Source organism: Paraburkholderia antibiotica (assembly GCF_012927125.1).
In the GTDB taxonomy this organism is placed as follows: domain Bacteria; phylum Pseudomonadota; class Gammaproteobacteria; order Burkholderiales; family Burkholderiaceae; genus Paraburkholderia; species Paraburkholderia antibiotica.
The window spans coordinates 173,037-194,196 of record NZ_JABBFZ010000011.1 but is presented as its reverse complement, the minus strand read 5'-3'; the positions used below and the strand labels follow the sequence as shown (position 1 = coordinate 194,196).

The window sequence follows — 21,160 nt, the reverse complement described above, 5'->3', positions numbered from 1 at the left end:
GCGCAGCAGCGCATCGCTTTGATAAGGCACCGGCAATCGCATCAGCAACACAGGAGACACGCAGTGCAGCAATCCACATCCGCGGTGCCGCGACTCGAATTGCGGCACGCGAGCAAGTCCTTCGGCCGGGTGCGTGCGCTCTCCGACGGCGACCTTGTGCTGTGGCCGGGCGAGGTGCATGCGCTGCTCGGCGAGAACGGCGCGGGCAAGTCGACGCTCGTGAAGATTCTCGCCGGCGTGCATCAGCCCGATGCCGGCGAACTGCTGGTGAACGGCGCGCCACGCCGCTTCGCGACGCCCGCCGAAGCGCGCGACGCCGGGCTCGCGGTGATCTATCAGGAACCGACGCTGTTCTTCGATCTGTCGATTGCCGAGAACATCTTCATGGGCCGGCAACCGGTCGACCGCTTCGGCCGCATTCAATACGATGCGATGCATCGCGAGGTGGACGGGCTGCTCGCGTCGCTCGGCGTCGAGTTGCGCGCGGATCAACTGGTGCGTGGGCTGTCGATCGCGGATCAGCAGGTGATCGAAATCGCCAAGGCGTTGTCGCTGAACGCGAGCGTGCTGATCATGGACGAACCGACCGCCGCGTTGTCCTTGCCCGAAGTCGAGCGGCTCTTCGCGATCGTACGCAAGCTGCGCGAGCGCGACGTCGCGATTCTGTTCATCACGCACCGGCTCGACGAAGTATTCGCGCTGACGCAGCGCGTGACGATCATGCGCGACGGCGCGAAAGTGTTCGACGCGTTGACCGCCGACCTGAGCACCGACGCGATCGTCGCGAAGATGGTCGGCCGCGATCTGGAATCGTTCTATCCGAAGGCCGATTGCGTGCCGGGCGATGTGCGCCTGTCGGTGCGTGGCCTGACGCGCGTCGGCGTATTCAAGGATATTTCGTTCGACGTGCGCGCGGGCGAGATCGTCGCGCTCGCGGGCCTCGTCGGTGCGGGACGCAGTGAAGTCGCTCGCGCGATCTTCGGTATCGATCCGCTCGACGCGGGCGAAGTGTGGCTCGCCGGCCAGCGGCTCGCCACCGGCAAGCCCGCGGCGGCGGTGCGCGCGGGGCTTGCGCTGGTGCCGGAGGATCGTCGTCAGCAAGGGCTGGCGCTGGAGCTGAGCATCGCCCGCAATGCGTCGATGACGGTACTCGGCCGGCTCGTGCGGCATGGGCTGATCTCGACGCGCAGCGAAACGCAGCTCGCCAGTCAGTGGGGCACGCGTTTGCGCCTGAAGGCCGGCGATCCGAACGCGCCGGTCGGCACGCTGTCGGGCGGCAACCAGCAGAAGGTCGTGCTCGGCAAGTGGCTCGCGACCGGCCCGAAAGTGCTGATCATCGACGAACCGACGCGCGGCATCGACGTCGGCGCGAAAGCCGAGGTGTATAGCGCGCTCGCCGAACTGGTGCGCGACGGCATGGCCGTGCTGATGATTTCGAGCGAGTTGCCCGAAGTGCTCGGCATGGCCGACCGCGTGCTGGTGATGCACGAAGGCCGGATCAGCGCGGACATCGCGCGCGCCGATGCGAACGAGGAGCGCATCATGGGCGCCGCGCTCGGTCAGGGGCTTCCACCGTTGGGACGTGCAGCATGATGCGCCATTCGATTCATTCCGCGCCGGTTCGGCAGTCGCTGGAAAAACGCTCGGGCACGTCGTCGGGCGGCCTCGTCGCGAACCTCGCGAAGAGCCGCGAGACCACGTTGTTCGTCGTCCTGATCTTGCTGGTGGTCGGCACCGGGCTCGCGAAGCCGCAGTTCCTGAACCTGCAGAATCTGCGCGACGTGCTGCTGAACGTGTCGATCATCAGCCTGCTGACAGCGGGTATGACCGTCGTGATCCTGATGCGGCATATCGATCTGTCGGTCGGCTCGACGGTCGGCATCAGCGCATATGCGGTCGGCAGTCTCTACGTGGCGTTCCCGCACATGCCGGTGGTGGTCGCGCTGGCGGCGGGGCTCGCGCTCGGGCTCGTCGCCGGCGGCATCAATGCGTTGCTGGTGGCGGTCGGGCGCGTGCCGTCGCTGGTCGCGACGCTGTCGACGCTCTATATTTTTCGCGGCGCCGACTATGCGTGGGTACACGGCGGGCAGATCAACGCGACCAGTTTGCCCGACGCGTATTCGCGGCTCGCGACCGGCACGCTGCTCGGCATCCCGACGCTCGCGCTGATCGCGGTTGTCGTGCTGGTGGGACTGTCGGTGTATCTGAAGCAGTTTCGCGGCGGCCGCGAGCATTACGCGATCGGTTCGAACCCGGAGGCCGCGCGGCTCGCCGGCGTGAACGTCGAGCGGCGCGTGATGTCGGGTTTTCTGTTGTCCGGCGCGATTGCGGGCTTCGCGGGCGCGTTGTGGCTCGCGCGCTTCGGCACCGTCGATGCGAGCACCGCGAAGGGTATCGAGTTGCAGGTCGTCGCGGCGGCAGTGGTCGGCAGCGTCGCGATTACGGGCGGCGTCGGCACGATTCTCGGCGCGACGCTCGGCGCGCTGGTGCTCGGTGTAATCAGCATCGCGCTCGTCGTGCTGCACGTGTCGCCGTTCTGGGAGCAGGCGATCCAGGGCGCGCTGATCGTCGCCGCGATTGCCGCCGATACCTTGCTGGCGCGCTCCGTCGCCAAACGCATGATGAGGAAACGCGATCATGGCTAAACCCGATTCCGCGCTACTCACGCGCAAACGCGAAACGCCGCTGCAATGGGAGGCGTTGCTGGTGGTCGTGCTGATCGTGTCGCTCGGGCTCGGACGCTGGTTGTCGCCGGTGTTCCTGACCGGCGCGAACCTGAGCAACGTATTCGCCGATCTGACCGAGATCGCGTTGATGGCGCTGCCGATGACGCTCATCATCGTCGCCGCCGAAATCGATCTGTCGGTTGCGTCGGTGCTCGGCGCGTCGAGCGCACTGATGGGCGTGCTGTGGCATATGGGGCTGCCGATGCCGGTCGTGATCGTGCTGGTACTGATTGCGGGCGCGCTGGCGGGGCTGCTGAACGGACTCGTGATCGTCAAGCTGAACCTGCCGTCGCTCGCGGTCACGATCGGTACGCTCGCGCTGTTTCGCGGTCTCGCGTACGTGCTGCTCGGCGATCAGGCGGTCGCGGATTTTCCGGCCGCGTACACGGCGTTCGGCATGAACACGTTGGGGGCCACCTTCATTCCGTTGCCGTTCGTGATCGTGATCGTCGCGGCCGTGCTGTTCACCGTGTTGCTGCAGGCCACCGCGTTCGGCCGCAGCCTGTATGCGATCGGCGCGAATCCGACCGCCGCCGCGTTCTCCGGCATCGAGGTCGCGAAGATCCGACTGCGCCTGTTCGTGCTGTCGGGGCTCGTCAGCGCGCTCGCGGGCATCGTCTATACGCTGCGCTTTACCAGCGCGCGCGGCGATAACGGCGAGGGCTTCGAGCTGTCGGTGATCGCGGCGGTGCTGTTCGGCGGCGTCAGCATTTTCGGCGGACGCGGTTCGATGGTCGGCGTGCTGCTGTCGCTGCTGATCATCGGAGTACTGAAGAATGCGTTGACGCTCGACGATGTGTCGAGCGAAACGCTGACCATCGTCACGGGCGTATTGCTGCTCGCGTCGGTGCTGATTCCGAATCTCGTCGCGCGCTGGCGGGCGGCGCGCGACCGGCGTTTCATCGCGAAGTCGGCGGCCGCATCGGCGTCGCCGATGCCCTAGTTGGCCACCTTAGTTGGCCACGTTTGTTCGAAGCTCCCCACGACCGATAACCCGGACCACTTTCTGTCCAACAACAACGCAGGAGACACTTCATGTTCAAACCTCTACGTCATACCGGTGCGGCGGCGTTGTGCGCCACATTGCTCGCGATCAGCTGCAGCGGTGCATTCGCCGCGGACCTGAAAAGCGGCCTGAAGATCGCGTTCATCCCGAAGCAGATCAACAACCCGTACGAAGTGATCGCCGACGACGGCGGCATGGCCGCGATCAAGGAGTTCGGCGGCGTGGGTAAGGTGGTGGGGCCGTCGGATGCGGGCGCGTCGTCGCAGGTCTCGTACATCAACACACTGATCACGCAGCACCAGGACGCGATCGTGATCGCCGCGAACGATGCGAACGCGGTCGTGCCGTATCTGAAGAAGGCGATGGGCCAGGGTATCAAGGTCGTCACGTTCGATTCCGATACCGCGCCCGAGGGTCGTCAACTGTTCGTCAATCAGGCGAACGCGGAAGGCATTGGCCGGGGACAGGTGCAACTGGTCTCGAAGCTGATGGGCGGTGAGGGCGAGTTCGCGATTCTGTCGGCGACGCCGAACGCGACCAATCAGAACACCTGGATCAAGTGGATGCAGGAGGAGCTGAAAAAGCCCGAGTATTCGAAGATCAAGCTGGTCAAGATCGCGTACGGTAACGACGACGACCAGAAGTCCTTCGTCGAAACGCAGGGTCTGTTGCAGGCCTATCCCAACCTGAAGGCGATCGTCGCGCCGACCACGGTCGGCATCGCGGCGGCGGCGCGCTATATCTCGTCGTCGTCGAGCAAGGGCAAGGTCGCGGTGACGGGGCTCGGCACGCCGAACCAGATGCGCGCATTCGTGAAGAACGGCACGGTGACCGCGTTCCAGTTGTGGGATCCGAACCAGCTCGGCTACCTCGCGGCGTACGCCGCGGCGGCGCTCGCGTCGGGCAAGATTAGCGGTAAGGAGGGCGAAACATTCGACGCCGGCAAGCTCGGCAAGCGCACGATCGGCGCGCAAGGCGAAATCATTCTCGGACCGCCGACCACCTTCGATGCGAGCAATATCGACAAGTACAACTTCTAGGCTTCGGTTATTGCACGGCCGACTGTCCGCGTGCGGCCCACGAACAATGCGTGGGCCGCGCATGACCATCGATAGCGCCGACGCGCTTACCGTCTGATCGCAAACCGCCGTGCGTAAGCGGCGGACAGCGAAGCGTCGCCCCACCGCTCGCCGTCGATCAGCTCGCGTGTCACGTCCTCGCGCGGTACGTCCACGTTCATACTCGCCGCGGCTTCGCGATACACCTGCGTCTGGTTGATGCGCGCGGCGATGTCCTCGTAGTCGCGGCGTGCATCGATCATCCCCCAGCGCTCGAACTGCGTGAGAAACCACGCGCCTTCGAACGGATGCGGATAGTTGACCGCGCCGTTATCGAAGAAGCGCATCGGCAGGCGGCGCGTATTCGCCGTGTCCATACGATCGCCGAGCCGCGCCGCAATCAATCCTTCATCGATGTCGATGTAATCGGGCCGCGCGAGCCAGCGCGCGATCTCGTCGCGATGCCCGGCGCCGTCGAGCCAGCGGCACGCTTCGAGCACGGTCCGCACGAGCGCGCGTGCCGAGTGTGGATGCGTGTCGACGAAATCGCGCCGGCACGCGAGCACTTTCTCCGGATGCTCGGGCCACACCTCGCTCGTATAAGCGATCGTTCGGCCGACGCCGTGCGCTTCGGCCATCGCATTCCACGGTTCGCCGACGCACAGGCCGTCGAGCCGCTCTTGCGCGAGCGCGGCGACCATCTGCGGCGGCGGAATCGCGACGCTGTCGATATCGCGCAACGGATCGACACCTTGCGCGGCTAACCAGTAGTTCAGCCACATCGCGTGCGTGCCGGTCGGGAACGTGTGCGCGAATACCGGCTTGCGGCCGAGCGTCGCGAGCGCGGCGCGCAATGGGCTGCATTCGCTGCCGTTTGTGGCGCCGCTCGATGCGGTGGATTCGGCCGCTTTGGTCAGCGCATCCGCGAGCCGGTTCGATAGCGTGATCGCCTGGCCGTTGCGGTTCAGCACCATCAGCACGGCCATATCGGTGCGCGGGGCGCCGAGGCCGAGCTGCACGCCGTACACGAGGCCGTATAGCGTATGCGCGGCGTCGAGATCGCCGGAGAGCAGCTTGTCGCGCACGGCGGCCCACGAAGGCTGGCGACACAGTTCGAGCGTAAGCCCGTGCGCGTGGCCGAATTCGAGCAGCTTGGCGGCGACGAGCGGCGCGGCGTCGGCGAGCGCGACGAAGCCGAGCCGCAGGTGGGTCTTTTCGGGCGCCGCCGGGGCCGGCGCGGTGTCGGAAGTGGCTGGATTCATGAGCGCATCATTTGAGCGAGCCGGCCGACGCGACGATCGCGCGCGCGACCTCGGCGAGTTTGACGCCCTGGTTCATCGCGCGTTTGCGCAGGCTGGCGTAGGCGGCGGGTTCGGTGAGTTTCTGCTGGTCCATCAGCAGACGTTTCGCGCGATCGATCAGCTTGCGTTCGGCGAGTTCGTTCTCGGCCTGTGCGAGCCGCTCGCGTAATTGCGACTCCTGTGCGAAGCGCGCGAGCGCGACTTCGAGGATCGGCGCGAGCCGTTCGCTGGCGAGGCCTTCGACCAGATACGCGGTGACGCCCGCGTTGACGGCGTCGCGAATCAACTGCTGATTGGCGTCGTGGCTGAACATCAGCACGGGGCGCGGCGCGGTCGCGTGCATCACGGCGAGCTGTTCGAGCGTGTCGCGCGACGGCGACTCGGTGTCGATGATGATCACGTCGGGCCGCTCGTCCCGCACCGCGCGATGCAGCGCCTGCGGCGTCGCGGTGCCGGCGAGCATGTCGCAGCCGAGCCTGGCGAGGGCATCGCGCAGATCGCCGATGGGTTTGTCGGTGTCGGTGACGAGGAGAACACGCAGCATGGAGTAGGGGGTGGGGACGACTGGCTACCTTTAAAGCAATGGGTATGCCATGCGCTGCGGTGTTGGGTTTGCTTTAGTGTGCGTGCAAGGCGGTGCGCGAGAATCGTGTTGGATTTAGCGGGGATTTGGCGGTTTGAGTGGGTTTCCCGCAGGCGGGAGTAGGACGGATTGGCAAAGCGCTGGCAAAGCGCTGGTGAAGCGCCGGGAAGCGGTGCGTTGCGCTCGCGTTCCGCGCGCTGCACCGGCACGGGGCATCCGGGAGCATTGACGCGCGATGCACCGATGCGGCGCATCACGGGGCTCGACGCTGAAGTTGCTGAAACTACTGAAGCTGCTGAAGCTGCTGAAAGCGCCTCCCGGTCGACGCCGTCTGCGCTTCACAAAACACCGTTAAAAAGGGCTCAAAAAGTGATTTGAGTCGCTTTCAAAGCCACCGCGAATAACTCCGCGGCGACAACAGCAACGTGACCGCCATCATCGCGGCGATGCACACCGCGAGCATGACCCACGCGGCGACGAAGCCGCCGCTCCAGCCACGCACGATGCCGGCCACGAGCGGCGCGATCGCGGCGACGATAAAGCCGACGCCCTGCGTGAACGCGACCAGCTGACCGGCGATGCGATGATCGGCCGAGTGATCCATCGCGGTCACGAGCGTCAGCGAAAACACGCCGCCGAGTCCCGCGCCCGCAGCGCCGACCCACAGCAGCGGCGCGGCATCGGGTAGCGCGATCAGGCCGAGCACGCCGGCCAGTTGCGCGGCGAGTCCGAGCAGCAGCCATGGCCGTCGATCGCGAAACGATGCGGCGGCGAGCGGCAGCAGCAACGCCGAGGCGGCCTGGAACACGGTCATCGCGGCAAGCAGCGAGCCGCTCGCCGCGACGCTCGCGCCGCGCTGCTGATAGAACGCCGGCAACCACGCGACGAGACTCGTATAGCCGCCGTTGACGATGCCGAAGTACAGACCGAGCGTCCATGCGCGCCGTGTGCGCCACGGCGAGAACGTGGGCGTCGGCGTGAGTGTGGCGGCTGAATGACTCGCAGCCTGGGCGGTGTGCGCAGCCGGCTCGACGACAGGCCGGCGCGTCAATAACCACCAGCATGCGAGCGCGCCACAAGCCGGCAACGCCCACACCGCGAGCCCCGCATGCCACGACTGCAGCGTCTGGCTGACCCACGGGCTCAGGCTCGCGCCAAGGCCGCCGCCGCCCATGATCGACGCGGAGAACACGCCCATCGCGAGCGGCACGCGGGTGGGAAAGCGCTGCTTGATGACGGTGGGCAGCAGCGCCTGGATCGCGGCGACGCCGGCGCCCGCGAGCAACGCGGTCGCCAGCAGCGTGAAGCCGCTCGACGCGAACCAGCGCGCCGCGCAGGCCAGCGCGATCGCGCAGAGGCCGAGCGCGACGCCACGCGTTTCGCCGATGCTGCGCGTGAGCGCCGCCGCGCCGAAGGCACCGACACCCATCGCGACGACCGGCAGACTGGTCAGCAGCGACGCGCCGTAGAAGCTGAGTCCGGTGGCGCCGCGAATCGTCGTCATCAACGGGCTGATCGAGGTCAGCAGCGGCCGCAGATTGATGCCGATCACGACGATCGCCGCGAGCCACACGACGTCGTGCCGGGTCAGCGCGGTACGGGCGTGGTTCGTGGATGGGCGGGGCGAAGTGGTGCTGGTGGGCGAATTCACGAAGATCTCGAGCCGGGAAAAGTTGTGTTCAAAGGCGCGTTCTGGTCGACCATAATAGATTAAAATGGTTAACCATTTTCGGGAATCTTCGGTATAAGCGATGACGCAATGCGGCGAATTGGCGTCTGCGTGTGGCCATCGCTAGAATGCTGCGGCGTTGTTTCGTCCCGTTCTTTCCTTATCTTTGTCGGCATTTGACTCATGGCTACGCGTTCCCCGCGTTCTCCCGCTTCGTCGTCCTGCAGTTCCGGCTCCGGCTCCGGCTCTGGCTCCGGCTCTGGCGAAACCGCGTCTTCCGTTGAAACCGCGTCCGCCGTTTCCACGCCGCGTGACGCTCCTGCCACGCCCAGCATCGAAGAGCGTATTTACGCGTCGATTACCGCCGCTTTGCTGCAAGGGCGGTTGCGGCCGGGCGCGCAACTGGTCGAGCGCGATCTCGCGGCCGCATTCGGCTGCACGCGCGGGGCGCTGCGCAAGGTGCTCGCGCGGCTAGGCTACGAGGGCAAGCTCGTGCTCGCGGCGAATCGCGGCGCGTTCGTGCCGTCGCCGTCGGAGGTGGATGTTCGTCAGGTGTATCGGGCGCGCCAGATTGTCGAGGCGGGGATCGTCGCGGCGCTGTGCGGCGCGTTGAGCGCCGCGCACAAACGGCGGCTGCGCGCGCACGTGCGTAGCGAGGAAAAGGCGTTGCGCGCGGGTGCGATCGACGAATCCGTGCGTCTCGCCGGCCAGTTTCACGTGCTGTTGACGGAACTGGCGGGCGGCACCGAATTGCTCGGCCTTGTCGGGCAACTGGTCGCGAAGACGGAGTTGTACAAGGCGCTGTTCGATCCGTCGAAGGGATCGAGCTGCTCGGCCGACGAGCACGCGCGCCTCATCGAGGCACTCGATGCGGGCGACTTGCCGTGCGCGTTAGCGGCGATGCGGGAGCATCTGGCCGAACTGGAGGAGCGGGTGGTGGAGCAGATGCGCAACAGCGCCGACGACGGGGATTGGGCGGCGGTGTTTGGGGTTTAGCGCGATGGGGTTTAGCGCGACACGCAGGTCTGCCATGTCGCGCCACTGCCGTTGCCGCGGCTTAGCGCCGGCGCTGCCCCTGCGATGCCGGGCGCGGTCCGCCGCTCGGGCGCTCGTCCTTGTGACGGAAGTTGATCCGTCCTTTGGTCAGGTCGTAGACCGACATTTCGAGCGTCACGCGATCGCCCGCGAGAATACGGATATGGTTCTTGCGCATGCGTCCGGACGCATAGGCGCCGACAACGACGCCGTTGTCGAGCGTCACGCGGTAGCGGCTATCCGGAAGCACTTCGTCGACGATGCCGTCAAGTTCAAGCAGTTCTTCTTTCGCCATGCATAACTCCTGGTCGATGGGATAAAGGGGTTGCCGGCCGCCGGCGAACCGGGCGGCGCAGCCGTTATTTCAGTGTTTGTGCGGCGCTGCTCCGAGGGCTCGAAACGTACGCTGCACGACGTTGGTGATGTGCCGATGACGCGCTCAAAGATCGGCGACGGACTGACCGTTCACCTGGCCGTCGATCAGCCGCTCCGCATGCGCCATGCACGCGATGCGCGCCTTGCCCATGCCGTCGAACGGAAACATGTACTGCAGGCGGAACACCCGGCCATCGGCCGCCGGATTCGCGCCGACGCGGCAGATGCGCACCGACGCGTCGTAACCGGCGCCCGGATTGCGGCTCGTCTCGGCGCCGGGGGGGCGGCGCGGATAAACGAGCGGGTGAATTTCGTAGCCCTTATAGGTCTTGACTGCTGAATTCATCAAAATACGTGTCCTGTATGCATGGTCCGCGTGTCGCGGTGCGCGTTGTCTGCCGCAGCGCGCGGGTCGGTCGCGGCAACGCGACGACGTGGACCGGCGGCGCAGCACCGATGGGCGCGCCGCAATGAAAAAGGGTTGGCACAGGCCTGCGTGGCCCGGCGGACTCAATGACAATGGCTCGAGCGGTCGCGCGCCAGGCACGGGTTCGACCGAAAATGCTGAAGCGGCGCGGAATTCGCGCGCATCGGACGGAAGAAGCTGAACCGCTCGGTGTGCTACTCGCGACGGCGAATGCAGGCGGCGCATTGCCGGAGTGACGGGATCGCCGGAAAGTGGCGGTCGAACTGTCGGGGGTGGCGCGGAGATGCCGGTTTGAGACTGCCTGGTGCTGCCAGTGCTATATGGGTGCGAACTGCAACTATTTCACTATGATGCCTGAAACGGGGCGAATTGGATAGTGGCAACTACCATGCCCGGCTGAGACGCCCGCCCATCGGGGCTTTAGCGGGTTTGGCCGAGGCCGCGACGCGCCCCCCGATAGCGCGGATCAGGCCAAATCGAGCCGGGGCGGCATTCCGTCCGGCCTTCATCGCGAAATGTCGGCGACGCGCTTCTGCAATTCGCGCGCGGCCGCCAGCGGCAGACGCGCATCGTCCCAGTTGGCCAGCCATTCGATTTCCTTCGCCGTAAACATCTGGCCGTAATTGCGCAGCGCGTATTGCAGCGAGTCGATGATGTGGTTGCGAATGATCTCCGGCGTGCGCGTGTCGTCGAGCACGGCGCGAAGCGCTTCGAGTGTGGCCATCGGTGGACTCCGTTCGGTTGGATGAACGGTTATCGCATGAAAAAAATCGCCTCGCGAGGCGGACAAAATTGTTGCGCGGTGTTGTGGGCTGACGTGTGGCCTCGCGGGGCAGCGCCTTGCGGCGCGTTACCGTCAGCGTCACCGTCAGCGTGAGCGTGAGCGTGGGCGCGGCAGTCCGCGGAGGGGCCCGTTCGTGAGCGCCCGCGCCGAGCGTCGCTGTGCCCGCGATCGTCCATGATCGCGACGCCTGCCCGAGGTCGCTACAATGGCGAGTTCCTGAGCGCGGACCCGCGTGCGTTCCGGCGTTGCCTCGCCTGCGTGGCGGGCGTCGTCATGCAACCCGGCGCGGCGCCGTCGCCTCCTTCGAACCCCGCATCCTTTCCATGCGCAATCCGAACGTGTCTCCTGTCAAAGACCTGCTGCTGAAGCGCTACGCGCCGATCGCCGACGGCATCGCCGCGCTGCTCTATCCGTGCGCCGAAGTGGTGATTCACGATCTGCGCGACCAGACCATCGCGTATCTGGCGAACAATCTGTCGCGGCTCGAGGTCGGTGCGCCGTCGGTGCTCGACGACGCGCTGTTCGCGGCGCGCGGCCAGACTATCGGTCCGTACGAGAAACTGAACTGGGACGGTCGCCGCATGCGCTGCGTGAGCAACATCCTGTTCGACGACGACGGCAAGCCGGCCGGCATGCTGTGCGTGAACTTCAACATCGCGGTGTTCGAGGACGTGCGCTCGACGCTCGATCTGTTCATCAAGGGCGGCACGATGAGCGACGCGCCCGGCGAAGATCTGTTCCGCGACGACTGGCAGGACCGCATCAACACGTATCTGCACACGTGGCTGCGCGAGCGGCAGATCGGCATCAATGCGCTGACGCGCGAGCACAAGCGCGAAATCGTCGAGGCGCTGCACGCGCAGGGCGCGTTTCGCGGCCGCAGCTCGGCGAACTACGTGGCCGCCGTGCTGACGATGGGCCGCGCGACCGTCTACAAGATCCTGAAACAGATGAAAGAGGGTGGCTGAGGTTCGGGCGCGCTTGCAAATGCGTCGATCGCGCCCAATATGAGTACCCACTGAAGACAGCACTGAAGACAGATTAAGGATCCCTACCGTGCGTTATCGACACTACAAAGGCGGCATTTACGAACTGGTCTGCGAGGCCACGCTCGAATCCGATCCGACGGTCACGATGATCGTCTACAAAGCAGCCAATGGTACGATCTGGACCCGCCCGTCGACGGTGTTTTTCGAGCTGATCGAGGTGGACGGCGCGAAGGTGCCGCGCTTCGCACCGCTCGATACGCCCGCCTGATTGACCTCATTATTTCCGTCATTATTTCCGTCATCATTTTCGTCATTAACGAGGCAGAAGCGCCCTCCGCGACTTAACGCACGCTACTGCCTCAACCATCCGAACAGGAACCCGGAATGCGTCTGTTGCTTGCCATCCTTCTGCCGTAGCTGCAGTTCTTCACGATCGGCCGTCCGTTCGCGGGCATCATCTGCCTGATTCTGCAGGTGACGCTGATCGGCTGGGTGCCGGCCGCGATCTGGTCGGTGTACGCGCTGAGCCAGTACAACACGGATAAGAAGATCTCCCGCGCGATGGGCAACGGGCGTTGATACGACGCGCTTGAACGCCAGCGTCGGGCGGGGCGCTCCGAGCGCTCAGGCTTGCGCGCCGACGCTCACCGAGCCGGCAATTCGAGCGCATCCGGCACGTCGATCACCACGTCGGTTTCGGCGATCGCCACACACGGCAGGATATAGCCATCAGCCTTTTCCTCACGACTCACCCCCGGCCATTCGATCGTGTAACGCACGCGTCCGGCCGTCATCCGGCACAAACACGTGCGGCAAGTCCCGTTGCGGCACGAGCGCGGCAGACGCAGATTCGCGAAGCCGGCGGCTTCGAGGATCGTCAGCGAATCGGGCGCCTCGAAGCTCAGACCGAGCGGCTCGACGCGAACCACGGGCGGGCGGGTGGGATCGGACATCGGGATCGATGAAAAGCTGGGTGACCGACACTTTACATGGGATCGGCCATCGTTCCGATATCGCGCTGCAACATGCGCCAGATCAGGGCCACCTGCGACGAAATACAGGGAAACGCAGGGAAAGCTTGCGCCTTGCCCGAACTCGTCTAAAGTAAATCAATTCATCTGCGCGCGGCGCGAACCGGCGATTCCGCGCGAGGTGACGGCCCGCGTCGACTGCATGGGACAAGGAGGAACGAGCGGCGGACGCGACACGATGCAACCGGCGCGCACCTTACCCCGCTTCACCATGCGCGGCATTCTTCCAGGTGATTCCCATGCAGATCCTTTTCCCGAACGAAGCCCCTGAATATTCAGGGCGCGAACTTACCCTGGCGTTTCCGGCGATGATCGACGGACAGAGGGTGGAGTGCATGATCACCGCGGAAGCGCTCGAAGACCACTTCGGCGCCGCGTCGCCCCGGCTGGAGGACATGGTCGTCGCGTTCGACGCGCATCGGGCTCGCATCGAGGCGGCCACGCGTCGGTTGTTGTCGGAGACACGCGCGCAGTGCGTCGTGCTCCGAAGCGGCTATGTGCGCTTTTACGAGGCGAACTGGCGCAACTGAAACTGACGCAATCGCGTCAGATCATCCGTCGCAGCGTCCGATCCTTGAAGATCACGTGATGCGCGATGGCCGCGAGCGCGTGCAGGCCGATCACCCAATAAAACACGTTGCCGAGCAGTTCGTGCGCGTCCTTCAGTAGCGGCCGCGCGATCGAATCCGCGCCGACCAGCGTGAAGCTGATATTGGTCCACGCGAGCGACACCGGCCGGCCGCCGGCATTGACCATCAGCATGCCGAGCAGCGGCTGCACGATGATGAAGACGTACAGCGAAAGATGCGCGCCGCGCGCGAGGAAAGCGAGCAGCCGGTTGCTCTCCAGTTCTTGCGGTGCGCCGGCCCACAGTCTCTAGAGAACCCGCAACACCGACAGGCCGAGCACCAGCGTGCCGGCCCAGAAGTGCACGCCGGTCCAGAACGTGCGGCTGTCGGAGCCGCGCGGGCCGCGGATTTCGATCGCCAGATAGGCGAGCGCGACCAGCAGAAAGATGACCCAGTGAAAGAAGATCGCGGGCTTCGTGTAACGGTCCGTCGTGTGGTCGTATGAGGACATGCGGGGCTCCTGTGGCTGGCTCGATCGCGTGGCGAATCGTCGGATGATAAACGGTGCCCGCGCGAAGCGGGCACTGCCGAAGCACTCTCGTTGATCTGCGCTCAATTGCCGCCTGGTTTGCCGCCTGCGCGCCGCTCGTGTGCTGCTGTGTGCTGCTGTGTGCTGCTTGCGTACGGCGCGCCCCGCGCTGCCCTGGTCCTCGTCGGCAGCCTTACTCGCTGCCGAGATAGAAATAGCGGAACAGGAAAATCGCCGCGATGATCCACACGACCAGCTTCACCTGACGCGCCTGGCCGGTCAGCAGCTTGAGGCCCGCGTACGAGATGAAGCCGAACGCGACGCCGTTGGCGATCGAGTAGGTGAACGGCATCAGCAGCGCGGTCAGCGCGGCCGGCACGACTTCGGTGGCGTCGTCCCACGGCAGGTCGAGCATTTCGCGCAGCATCAGGCACGACACGTAGAGCAGCGCCGGCGCGGTCGCGTACGGCGGCACGACTTCGGCGAGCGGCGCAAAAAACAGCGCCGCGACGAACAGCACCGCGACGGTGATCGCGGTCACGCCGGTGCGCCCGCCGGCCTGCACGCCGGACGCGCTTTCGATATACGCGGTCGTCGACGAGGTGCCGAGCATCGAGCCGGCGAGGATCGCGGTGCTGTCCGCGAGCAGCGCGCGGTTCAGCCGGTGCATCTTGCCTTCGACCAGCAGCCCCGCGCGGTTCGCGACGCCCATCAGCGTGCCGGTCGCGTCGAACAGTTCGACGAGGAAGAACACCAGCACGACGTTCAGGATGCCGGTCGACAGCGCGGTCTTGATGTCGAGCTGGAACAGCGTCGGCGCGATCGACGGCGGCGCGGACACAATGCCGTGAAACTCGTTGCCGCCGAAGAAAAAGCTCAGCACCGTGACGCCGACGATGCCGATCAGGATCGCGCCGCGCACCCGCAGGTAGTCGAGTGTGACGATGCCGAAAAAGCCGATCGCGGCGAGCACTACGTGCGGATCGTGCAGATTGCCGAGCGTGACGAGCGTGGCCGGATTGCCGACCACGATGCCGGCCGACTTCAGCGAAATGATCGCCAGAAAGAGGCCGATACCGCCGGTGATCGCGATCCGGATCGAGTGCGGAATGCCCTTGACGATCACCTCGCGCACGCGGAACAGCGTGACGATCAGGAACAGGCAGCCGGAGATGAACACCGCGCCGAGCGCCGCTTCCCACGTGTAGCCCATGCCCTTCACGACCGTGTACGCGAAATACGCGTTCAGGCCCATGCCGGGCGCGAGCGCGATCGGGTAGTTCGCGTACAGACCCATGATCAGCGACGCCAGCGCCGCCACCAGACAGGTCGCGACGAACACCGAACCCTTCGGCATGCCGGCGTCGCCGAGAATCGCCGGGTTGACGAAGATGATGTAGGCCATCGTCAGGAAGGTGGTCACCCCGGCGAGCACTTCGGTGCGCAGGTTGGTGCCGACGGCATCGAAGCCGAAGTAGCGTTTTATCGAGTCCATGTGGCGGTTTTTCTCTCTCGTCGTTCGGGAAGTGTGGTGTTGTTGTGTTGGGTGATTCGGGTTGGGCCAGGCGGCGCGCTGGGGCTGTGGCCGGGTGGTTGGTGGCCCGGCAGCCCGGTGTCAACGCGAATGCGCGGCGCGCGCCGGCGTGCCGACGTTACGGCGGAATTGTAGACACGAATGCCGGCGGCCCGGCGCTCGCGACGCCTCCCGCCACGTGTCGAGGCCCGTCAGACGGGCGGTTCGTCGTCCGGGTGTGGCGTCGGCGCATCACTGCGCGGTGGCTGACGCGCGAGCCAGCGATCCAGCTCGCCCGCGAAGCTCTTGCCGTCGCGCGGGCTATAAGCGGAGGGGCCGCCGGTATCGACGCCGCTCGAGCGCAACTGATCGAGCATCGAGCGCATTCGCAGCCGCTCCTCGATCGTGCCGGGCGTGAACCAGTTGCCGCGCGGATCGAGCGCGTGCGCGTGTTTGGCCAGTACCTGGGCGGCGAGCGGGATGTCGGCGGTAATCACGAGATCGCCCGCGGCGGCGCGCTCGACGATCAGCTGATCGGCGGCGTCGAAGCCGGCCGGCACCTGGATCGCGCGGATCAGCGGCGACGGCGGCACGCGCAGGAAGGTGTTGGCGACCAGTGTCAGCGGCATGCCGGTCCGGCGTGCCGCGCGATAGAGCATGTCCTTGACGACGGCCGGGCAGGCGTCGGCATCGACCCAGATTGGCATGGTGCGGTTTCCGGCAGTGGGGGTATCGAAGGGACGGGATGATACCTCGCCGCGGCGTGGTGGGCGGATTTGGCGCGGGATAAAGCGGGGAGCGTAGCGGGAAAGGAGGGCACTCATGGGGCGCGGCCCGGCTCGACGCCGTTACCCTGTGCGGTGGGGGCCGGCTGGCTGCTCAAGTGGCGGTGGCTGGCAAAAACGGCTGGCAAAAACGGCTGGCAAAGGCCGCAAGCCTGGCATGAAGCGCGGCTTAAAGCGCGGCCCGAAGCCATGTTCCAGACAACACGGGCCACAAACTACCCCCTACCGCCCCACAGGCGGCATCCTCGCTCCGACAACCGAAACGAAGCCGCTCGCAACCGCTTACTGCGTCGCGGCGCCCGCCGCCTGCTGCGCGCGACGTTCCGCGACGATGCGGCCCGCGGCCAGCGCGTTGTGCGGATAGTCGATCCAGTTGGACGGATCGAAGCCGGCGGCGCGCCATTCAATGAGGTCGGCGCGAACCTGTTCGCGCGTCTTCGGCGCGGACGGATCGTTGGACTGCATGGAGGCTTGCGCGTAGACGGGGCTCGTAATGCTCATGCTCGCGGCGACGAGCAGCGCGCCGAGGGCAAGTTGGGACAACGTTCTCATGACAGGCTCCTAAGGAGCGGTAAAAAAACAGCCCGGGATTGTAATTTTTCGGTGCGCGCCCAGTAAGGCGACAGCAAGCAATGCACCATTTCTACCGGTGGCCTACCGCGTAGCGACAGGCGATATTCCCGCGGCGACGCGAATCGCAGCGGATCTGCGTAGATTCGTCGTAAATCGGCGACGATGGACGCCAGTCTGGCATCACCTGCCGCCCTTTTTGCCTTTTTCGCCCTTTTCGATGGCCCGTCCGCTCAGCTCACGGCACGGACGGCTTGCCGAAGCGCTCAATCACCGCGCTCACCAGATCGATCGGCAGCGGAAACACGATCGTCGAGTTCTTGTCGGCGGCGATCGTGGTCAGCGTCTGCAGATAGCGCAACTGCATCGCCTGTGGCTGTTGAGCGAGCGTCTGCGCGGCTTCCAGCAGCTGTTTCGACGCCTGTAGTTCGCCTTCCGCGTGGATCACCTTCGCGCGCCGCTCGCGCTCGGCTTCGGCCTGACGCGCGATCGCGCGGATCATCGTTTCGTTGATGTCGACGTGCTTGATCTCGACGATCGATACCTTGATTCCCCACGCGTCGGTCTGCGCATCGAGCACCTTCTGGATGTCCGCGTTCAGCTGCTCGCGCTCCGACAGCAACTGGTCGAGCTCATGCTTGCCCAGCACCGCGCGCAGCGTGGTTTGCGCGAGCTGGCTGGTCGCCTCGAAGTATTTGGCGACCTGGATCACCGCTTTCTCCGGATCGACCACGCGGAAATACACAACGGCGTTGACCTTCACCGACACGTTGTCGCGCGTGATCACGTCCTGCGGCGGCACGTCGAACACGACGGTGCGCAGGTCCATCCGCACCGCCTGCTGCACGACCGGAATGATCAGCACGAGTCCGGGTCCCTTGACCTTCCAGAAGCGCCCGAGCATGAACACGACGCCGCGCTCGTATTCGCGAAAAATCCGCACCGACGATGCAATCAGCGCGGCCACCAGCAGGATCAGGATGCTGCTGAAGCCGAATGTGAAACCGATCATGAGCGTTCTCCTTGCCGGGCGTCCGGCGCATTGACGGGCGGCACCGGCACCACGGTCAGCGTCAGGCCGTGCCGCGCGGTCACGCGCACGGTCTGGCCGGCGGCGGCTGGTGCGTGGCTCGACACGCGCCAGCGTTCGCCATGCACGCGTGCCCAGCCCGCCAGCGAGCCTCCCGCCGCGGCTTCGGCTTCGGATTCGGGCAGCAAGCCGCCGTCCAGCACCACGCCGACGCAGCCGATCAGCGCTTCCGAACCGGTCACGACCGGTCGCCTGCGCGCGCGCAGCGCGAGCCGCGATACGCCGAGCACGAACGCGACGCTGAACACGACCACCGCGGCGATCAGCGGCAGCGGGATGCCGTAGCCGGGCACGTCGGTGTCCATCAGCATCGTCGCGCCGATCACGAACGCGACCACGCCGCCGAAGCCGAGCGAGCCGAAGGTCGGCAGAAACGCCTCGCCGATCAGAAACGCGATGCCGAGAAAGATCAGCCCGAGGCCGACGTAGCTGACGGGCAGCATCTGCATCGCGAACAGGCCGAGCAGCAGGCTGATCGCGCCGACCACGCCGGGCAGCACGAAGCCCGGGTTGGCGAACTCGAAGAACAGGCCGTACATGCCGAGCATCAGCAGGATCAGCGCGACGCTCGGATCGGTGATGACGGCGAGAAAGCGGCTGCGCCAGTCGGGTTCGAGCATGACGAGCGGCGCGTGGGCGGTGTGCAGCGTGACCGCGCCGGCGCTCGTCGTCAGCGTGCGGCCGTCGAGCTGGCGCAGCAGGTCGGGGACGTCGCGCGCGACCACCTCGATGACGTGCTGCGCGAGCGCTTCCTCGTCCGACAGGCTGACCGCTTCGCGGACCGCGCGCTCGGCCCAGTCGGCGTTGCGCCCGCGCAGCTGCGCGAGGCCGCGGATGTAGGCGGCGGCGTCGTGGACCTGCTTGCGCAGTTCGGTCGATTGGGCGTCGAGCGGGAGGGTGCTGGCGGCGGGCGCGGTGGCTTGTGCGGCCGAAGGCGTGGTGGCGATTGGCGTGGTGGTTGGCGTGGCGGTTGGTGCGGTGGCTGGCGCAGTGGCGGGTGCGGTTGCCGCAGTGGGTGCAGCGACTGGCGCGGTGGCCGGTGCCGCGGTTGGTGCAACGGACGGCGCGGCTGACGGCGCAACGGACGGCCCGGCCGACGAGCCCGCCGCGCCACCCGGCAGCGTGCGCGGATCCGGCAGCCCTGGCGCGCCGCCGCCTGCGTTACCAGCACCGCCTGCGCCGCCCGGTTCGTTACCGCCGATACCCACCTGAATCGGCGTCGCCGCGCCGAGATTGGTGCCGGGCGCCATCGCCGCGATGTGGCTCGCGTAGACGATGTAGGTGCCGGCGCTCGCGGCGCGCGCGCCGCTCGGCGCGATGAAGGTGGCGACCGGCACCGGCGAGCCGAGGATCGCCTTGATGATCTGCCGCATCGACGTATCGAGGCCGCCCGGCGTATCGAGTTGCAGCACCGCGAGCTGCGCATGCTGGCTCGCCGCACGTTGCAGACTGCGCACGATGAAATCGGCGCTGCCCGGCCCGATCGCGCCGTTCACCGCGATCACGACCACGCTGTTCGCGGTGGCGGCCGCGAGGCTGGCGGAAGAGGGATCGGTGGTGGCTGTGGCCGCGTTCGCCGCCGCGATCGGCCCGAGCGACGAAAGCGACGAAAGCGACGGCGACAAGACCGGCGCGGCCATTTCGCGTACCGCGAAGCTACCCACCGCGAAGCCGCACGCCAACAGCATGCCGAGCACGGCGATGCCGCGCATCAAACGGCCCACGACATCACCGCGGATAAGCGGTCTGCGCGGACCGGACTGCCGGAGCGGGAAACGCGAAGTCGTGTTCATCGCCGATGGCCGCTGTGTCCACCGGCTCGAGACCGGCGGCCACGGGCCGCTACCTCGATCAAGGCTGGCCGGATGCCGCTTAAAGCTTAGTCCGATTCGACGCGACGCGTGCGATCGGCCCGCCCGGCCGGGTCCGCCCGGTCCGCCGTCACCGTCACCGCCATCGTCGCCGTCGTCGTCGCTTGAGCCACCCGCCCCGGACGATAGTCGGCCGGCCGCATACCGGTCCATTTACGAAACGCGCGATGAAACGCGCTCGGCTCCGCAAAGCCGACCGCGTTCGCGATGTCGGCGATCGTGCGTTGCGTGCGCTGCAATTCGGCGATCGCGATGTCGCGGCGCAGCGCGTCCTTGATCGATTGATACGTGTGGCCTTCCTGCTTCAGATGCCGCCGCATCGTCGCTTCGGCAACGTGCAGGCGCGCGGCCATCTGATCGGCGGCGGGCCAGTTCGCCATCGGCAGCGCGCGCAGCGTCCGGCGCACGCGCGCGGCAAGCGAGCCCGGATTGCGATATTTGACGATGAAGCTGCCGGGCGCGTCGCGCAAAAAAGTGCGCGCCGAGCGCGCGGTCTGGATCACCGGCAGTTCGAGAAACGCGGGCTCAAGATCGACGTACGAGTCGGCCTGCCCGAACTGCATGTCGTCGCAGAACATCAGCCGGTATTCGTGCGCGGCGGGCGGCGCGGCGCAGCGAAAACGCGCCTCGCGCAGCGGAATGCGCCGGCCGACCAGCCAGCACACGAGCCCATAGACGAGGATGAAATACGTCGCGTACGCGAACATGGCCGGCGCGCTCGCGCCGTGTCGTTCGACGTAGCGCAGCCGCACGCGCTGCGGCGTCGTTTCGACGGTCGCGCCGAGGTCGTCGAGCACGAGCCGCATGAAGCCGACCGCGCGCGTCAGCGCCTGCGCGCCGTTGCGTGCGCCGAGCGCCATCTGTGTCATCGCGATGAAGCTGCCGCTTTTCATCGGATGCGAATCCTGGCCGAAGAATTCGTCGTCGAGTGCGCGGGCGATCGCGGCCCACAGCGCGCCGTATTGTGCGGACGACACGCGGCTTTTCGGCGACGCGAGCATCGGCGCGGCGATGCCGGCCGCTTCGGCGAGCGCTCGCGCGTCGAGCCCGCGTGCCTTCGCGAGCGCGAGCGTTTCCTCGACCAGACTGACGGAGATCGTGCCTTTATCGCTTTTCATACGGGTTTCGTGCGGGTTTCATACGGGTGCGCTCGATCTGGCAAAAGCGCTCATCATGAGGCGGCTTCCGTTGTTCTGGATTCGCAAAACCCACGGAAATCATGGGCTGCGATGAACGCACATAGTAGCAG

At 66.2% G+C, this 21,160-nt stretch carries 23 protein-coding genes and 1 pseudogene; 10 read left to right on the top strand and 14 right to left on the bottom strand.

Annotated features, from left to right (window positions below; genetic code table 11):
* The first annotated feature begins 63 nt into the window (after positions 1-63).
* From HHL14_RS19040 to rhaS, 4 genes are all read left to right on the top strand, one after another.
* Positions 64-1,593, top strand: a complete 1,530-nt coding sequence (locus tag HHL14_RS19040) for a sugar ABC transporter ATP-binding protein (protein WP_169499162.1) — start codon at positions 64-66, stop codon at positions 1,591-1,593.
* A complete protein-coding gene (locus HHL14_RS19035; protein WP_169499161.1) occupies positions 1,590-2,645 on the top strand; it encodes an ABC transporter permease in 1,056 nt (351 codons plus the stop codon). Before HHL14_RS19040 ends, HHL14_RS19035 begins: the two co-directional genes overlap by 4 nt.
* Positions 2,638-3,669, top strand: coding sequence for an ABC transporter permease (locus HHL14_RS19030; RefSeq protein ID WP_169499160.1), 1,032 nt, complete (start codon positions 2,638-2,640; stop codon positions 3,667-3,669). The genes HHL14_RS19035 and HHL14_RS19030 overlap by 8 nt, the downstream gene beginning before the upstream one ends.
* Positions 3,670-3,761: 92 nt before the next feature.
* Positions 3,762-4,772: a rhamnose ABC transporter substrate-binding protein gene (gene rhaS / locus HHL14_RS19025; RefSeq protein WP_169499159.1), complete on the top strand. Its 1,011-nt coding sequence runs from the start codon at positions 3,762-3,764 to the stop codon at positions 4,770-4,772.
* Between the two features lie 86 nt (positions 4,773-4,858).
* Here rhaS and HHL14_RS19020 read toward each other — a convergent pair whose 3' ends face one another.
* Together HHL14_RS19020 and HHL14_RS19015 are read right to left on the bottom strand one after the other, a co-directional pair.
* A complete protein-coding gene (locus HHL14_RS19020; RefSeq protein ID WP_169499158.1) occupies positions 4,859-6,052 on the bottom strand; it encodes a CmpA/NrtA family ABC transporter substrate-binding protein in 1,194 nt (397 codons plus the stop codon).
* Between the two features lie 7 nt (positions 6,053-6,059).
* Positions 6,060-6,635 carry an ANTAR domain-containing response regulator gene (locus HHL14_RS19015; RefSeq protein ID WP_169499157.1) on the bottom strand — a complete coding sequence of 192 codons (576 nt, stop codon included), beginning with the start codon at positions 6,633-6,635 and terminating at the stop codon, positions 6,060-6,062.
* Between the two features lie 168 nt (positions 6,636-6,803).
* Here HHL14_RS19015 and HHL14_RS19010 point away from each other — a divergent pair, with 168 nt between their 5' ends.
* Positions 6,804-7,052, top strand: coding sequence for a hypothetical protein (locus tag HHL14_RS19010; protein ID WP_169499156.1), 249 nt, complete (start codon positions 6,804-6,806; stop codon positions 7,050-7,052).
* Positions 7,053-7,059: 7 nt separating this feature from the next.
* Here the strand turns inward: HHL14_RS19010 and HHL14_RS19005 are convergent, their stop codons facing one another.
* On the bottom strand, positions 7,060-8,325 hold the full coding sequence (locus tag HHL14_RS19005; RefSeq protein ID WP_169499155.1) for a cyanate transporter: 1,266 nt from the start codon (positions 8,323-8,325) through the stop codon (positions 7,060-7,062).
* Between the two features lie 201 nt (positions 8,326-8,526).
* Here HHL14_RS19005 and HHL14_RS19000 point away from each other — a divergent pair, with 201 nt between their 5' ends.
* Positions 8,527-9,339, top strand: a complete 813-nt coding sequence (locus tag HHL14_RS19000) for a GntR family transcriptional regulator (RefSeq protein ID WP_230413119.1) — start codon at positions 8,527-8,529, stop codon at positions 9,337-9,339.
* A 61-nt stretch (positions 9,340-9,400) separates the two neighbouring features.
* On the opposite strand, the gene infA is transcribed toward HHL14_RS19000, so the two are convergent.
* From infA to HHL14_RS18985, 3 genes are all read right to left on the bottom strand, one after another.
* Positions 9,401-9,673 (bottom strand): translation initiation factor IF-1, encoded by a 273-nt coding sequence (gene infA / locus HHL14_RS18995; protein WP_169499154.1) that lies wholly within the window; start codon positions 9,671-9,673, stop codon positions 9,401-9,403.
* Between the two features lie 144 nt (positions 9,674-9,817).
* The gene (locus tag HHL14_RS18990; protein WP_169499153.1) at positions 9,818-10,099 is read right to left on the bottom strand and encodes a hypothetical protein; all 282 of its coding nucleotides are present in this window, start codon (positions 10,097-10,099) and stop codon (positions 9,818-9,820) included.
* Positions 10,100-10,685: 586 nt separating this feature from the next.
* Entirely contained in the window at positions 10,686-10,904 is a 219-nt protein-coding gene (locus HHL14_RS18985) for a hypothetical protein (protein ID WP_169499152.1), read from the bottom strand.
* A 383-nt stretch (positions 10,905-11,287) separates the two neighbouring features.
* Between HHL14_RS18985 and HHL14_RS18980 the strand changes: the two genes are divergently transcribed.
* From HHL14_RS18980 to HHL14_RS18970, 3 genes are all read left to right on the top strand, one after another.
* Positions 11,288-11,932 carry a helix-turn-helix transcriptional regulator gene (locus HHL14_RS18980; protein WP_169499151.1) on the top strand — a complete coding sequence of 215 codons (645 nt, stop codon included), beginning with the start codon at positions 11,288-11,290 and terminating at the stop codon, positions 11,930-11,932.
* An 88-nt stretch (positions 11,933-12,020) separates the two neighbouring features.
* Positions 12,021-12,221 (top strand): DUF1653 domain-containing protein, encoded by a 201-nt coding sequence (locus HHL14_RS18975; RefSeq protein ID WP_329601700.1) that lies wholly within the window; start codon positions 12,021-12,023, stop codon positions 12,219-12,221.
* A gap of 149 nt (positions 12,222-12,370) precedes the next feature.
* Positions 12,371-12,532, top strand: coding sequence for a YqaE/Pmp3 family membrane protein (locus tag HHL14_RS18970; protein WP_230413130.1), 162 nt, complete (start codon positions 12,371-12,373; stop codon positions 12,530-12,532).
* A gap of 65 nt (positions 12,533-12,597) precedes the next feature.
* Here HHL14_RS18970 and HHL14_RS18965 read toward each other — a convergent pair whose 3' ends face one another.
* A complete protein-coding gene (locus HHL14_RS18965) occupies positions 12,598-12,906 on the bottom strand; it encodes a 2Fe-2S iron-sulfur cluster-binding protein (RefSeq protein ID WP_169499150.1) in 309 nt (102 codons plus the stop codon).
* A 317-nt stretch (positions 12,907-13,223) separates the two neighbouring features.
* Here HHL14_RS18965 and HHL14_RS18960 point away from each other — a divergent pair, with 317 nt between their 5' ends.
* Entirely contained in the window at positions 13,224-13,514 is a 291-nt protein-coding gene (locus HHL14_RS18960; RefSeq protein ID WP_169499211.1) for a DUF1488 family protein, read from the top strand.
* 16 nt (positions 13,515-13,530) lie between these two features.
* Here HHL14_RS18960 and HHL14_RS18955 read toward each other — a convergent pair.
* The 7 genes and pseudogenes from HHL14_RS18955 to HHL14_RS18925 all read right to left on the bottom strand — a co-directional run bounded on the left by HHL14_RS18955 (position 13,531) and on the right by HHL14_RS18925 (position 21,029).
* A pseudogene (locus tag HHL14_RS18955) lies at positions 13,531-14,064 on the bottom strand (cytochrome b).
* A gap of 211 nt (positions 14,065-14,275) precedes the next feature.
* Positions 14,276-15,577: an NCS2 family permease gene (locus tag HHL14_RS18950; protein WP_169499149.1), complete on the bottom strand. Its 1,302-nt coding sequence runs from the start codon at positions 15,575-15,577 to the stop codon at positions 14,276-14,278.
* Positions 15,578-15,807: 230 nt separating this feature from the next.
* Complete coding sequence (locus HHL14_RS18945) at positions 15,808-16,302, bottom strand: YaiI/YqxD family protein (RefSeq protein ID WP_169499148.1); 495 nt, start codon at positions 16,300-16,302, stop codon at positions 15,808-15,810.
* A gap of 360 nt (positions 16,303-16,662) precedes the next feature.
* Complete coding sequence (locus tag HHL14_RS18940; RefSeq protein ID WP_169499147.1) at positions 16,663-16,932, bottom strand: DUF4148 domain-containing protein; 270 nt, start codon at positions 16,930-16,932, stop codon at positions 16,663-16,665.
* 256 nt (positions 16,933-17,188) lie between these two features.
* On the bottom strand, positions 17,189-17,962 hold the full coding sequence (locus HHL14_RS18935) for a slipin family protein (RefSeq protein WP_169499146.1): 774 nt from the start codon (positions 17,960-17,962) through the stop codon (positions 17,189-17,191).
* Positions 17,959-19,833: an NfeD family protein gene (locus HHL14_RS18930; RefSeq protein ID WP_169499145.1), complete on the bottom strand. Its 1,875-nt coding sequence runs from the start codon at positions 19,831-19,833 to the stop codon at positions 17,959-17,961. The genes HHL14_RS18935 and HHL14_RS18930 overlap by 4 nt, the downstream gene beginning before the upstream one ends.
* A gap of 86 nt (positions 19,834-19,919) precedes the next feature.
* Positions 19,920-21,029, bottom strand: a complete 1,110-nt coding sequence (locus HHL14_RS18925) for an AraC family transcriptional regulator (RefSeq protein WP_169499144.1) — start codon at positions 21,027-21,029, stop codon at positions 19,920-19,922.
* Positions 21,030-21,160: the final 131 nt, after the last annotated feature.

Coding starts and splice junctions, on each gene's coding strand:
- HHL14_RS19035 (WP_169499161.1), top strand. CDS start 1,590: ATGATGCGCCATTCGATTCATTCCGCGCCGGTTCGGCAGTCGCTGGAA.
- HHL14_RS19030 (WP_169499160.1), top strand. CDS start 2,638: ATGGCTAAACCCGATTCCGCGCTACTCACGCGCAAACGCGAAACGCCG.
- rhaS (WP_169499159.1), top strand. CDS start 3,762: ATGTTCAAACCTCTACGTCATACCGGTGCGGCGGCGTTGTGCGCCACA.
- HHL14_RS19020 (WP_169499158.1), bottom strand. CDS start 6,052: ATGAATCCAGCCACTTCCGACACCGCGCCGGCCCCGGCGGCGCCCGAA.
- HHL14_RS19015 (WP_169499157.1), bottom strand. CDS start 6,635: ATGCTGCGTGTTCTCCTCGTCACCGACACCGACAAACCCATCGGCGAT.
- HHL14_RS19000 (WP_230413119.1), top strand. CDS start 8,527: ATGGCTACGCGTTCCCCGCGTTCTCCCGCTTCGTCGTCCTGCAGTTCC.
- infA (WP_169499154.1), bottom strand. CDS start 9,673: ATGGCGAAAGAAGAACTGCTTGAACTTGACGGCATCGTCGACGAAGTG.
- HHL14_RS18990 (WP_169499153.1), bottom strand. CDS start 10,099: ATGAATTCAGCAGTCAAGACCTATAAGGGCTACGAAATTCACCCGCTC.
- HHL14_RS18985 (WP_169499152.1), bottom strand. CDS start 10,904: ATGGCCACACTCGAAGCGCTTCGCGCCGTGCTCGACGACACGCGCACG.
- HHL14_RS18980 (WP_169499151.1), top strand. CDS start 11,288: ATGCGCAATCCGAACGTGTCTCCTGTCAAAGACCTGCTGCTGAAGCGC.
- HHL14_RS18965 (WP_169499150.1), bottom strand. CDS start 12,906: ATGTCCGATCCCACCCGCCCGCCCGTGGTTCGCGTCGAGCCGCTCGGT.
- HHL14_RS18960 (WP_169499211.1), top strand. CDS start 13,224: ATGCAGATCCTTTTCCCGAACGAAGCCCCTGAATATTCAGGGCGCGAA.
- HHL14_RS18950 (WP_169499149.1), bottom strand. CDS start 15,577: ATGGACTCGATAAAACGCTACTTCGGCTTCGATGCCGTCGGCACCAAC.
- HHL14_RS18945 (WP_169499148.1), bottom strand. CDS start 16,302: ATGCCAATCTGGGTCGATGCCGACGCCTGCCCGGCCGTCGTCAAGGAC.
- HHL14_RS18940 (WP_169499147.1), bottom strand. CDS start 16,932: ATGAGAACGTTGTCCCAACTTGCCCTCGGCGCGCTGCTCGTCGCCGCG.
- HHL14_RS18935 (WP_169499146.1), bottom strand. CDS start 17,962: ATGATCGGTTTCACATTCGGCTTCAGCAGCATCCTGATCCTGCTGGTG.
- HHL14_RS18930 (WP_169499145.1), bottom strand. CDS start 19,833: ATGAACACGACTTCGCGTTTCCCGCTCCGGCAGTCCGGTCCGCGCAGA.
- HHL14_RS18925 (WP_169499144.1), bottom strand. CDS start 21,029: ATGAAAAGCGATAAAGGCACGATCTCCGTCAGTCTGGTCGAGGAAACG.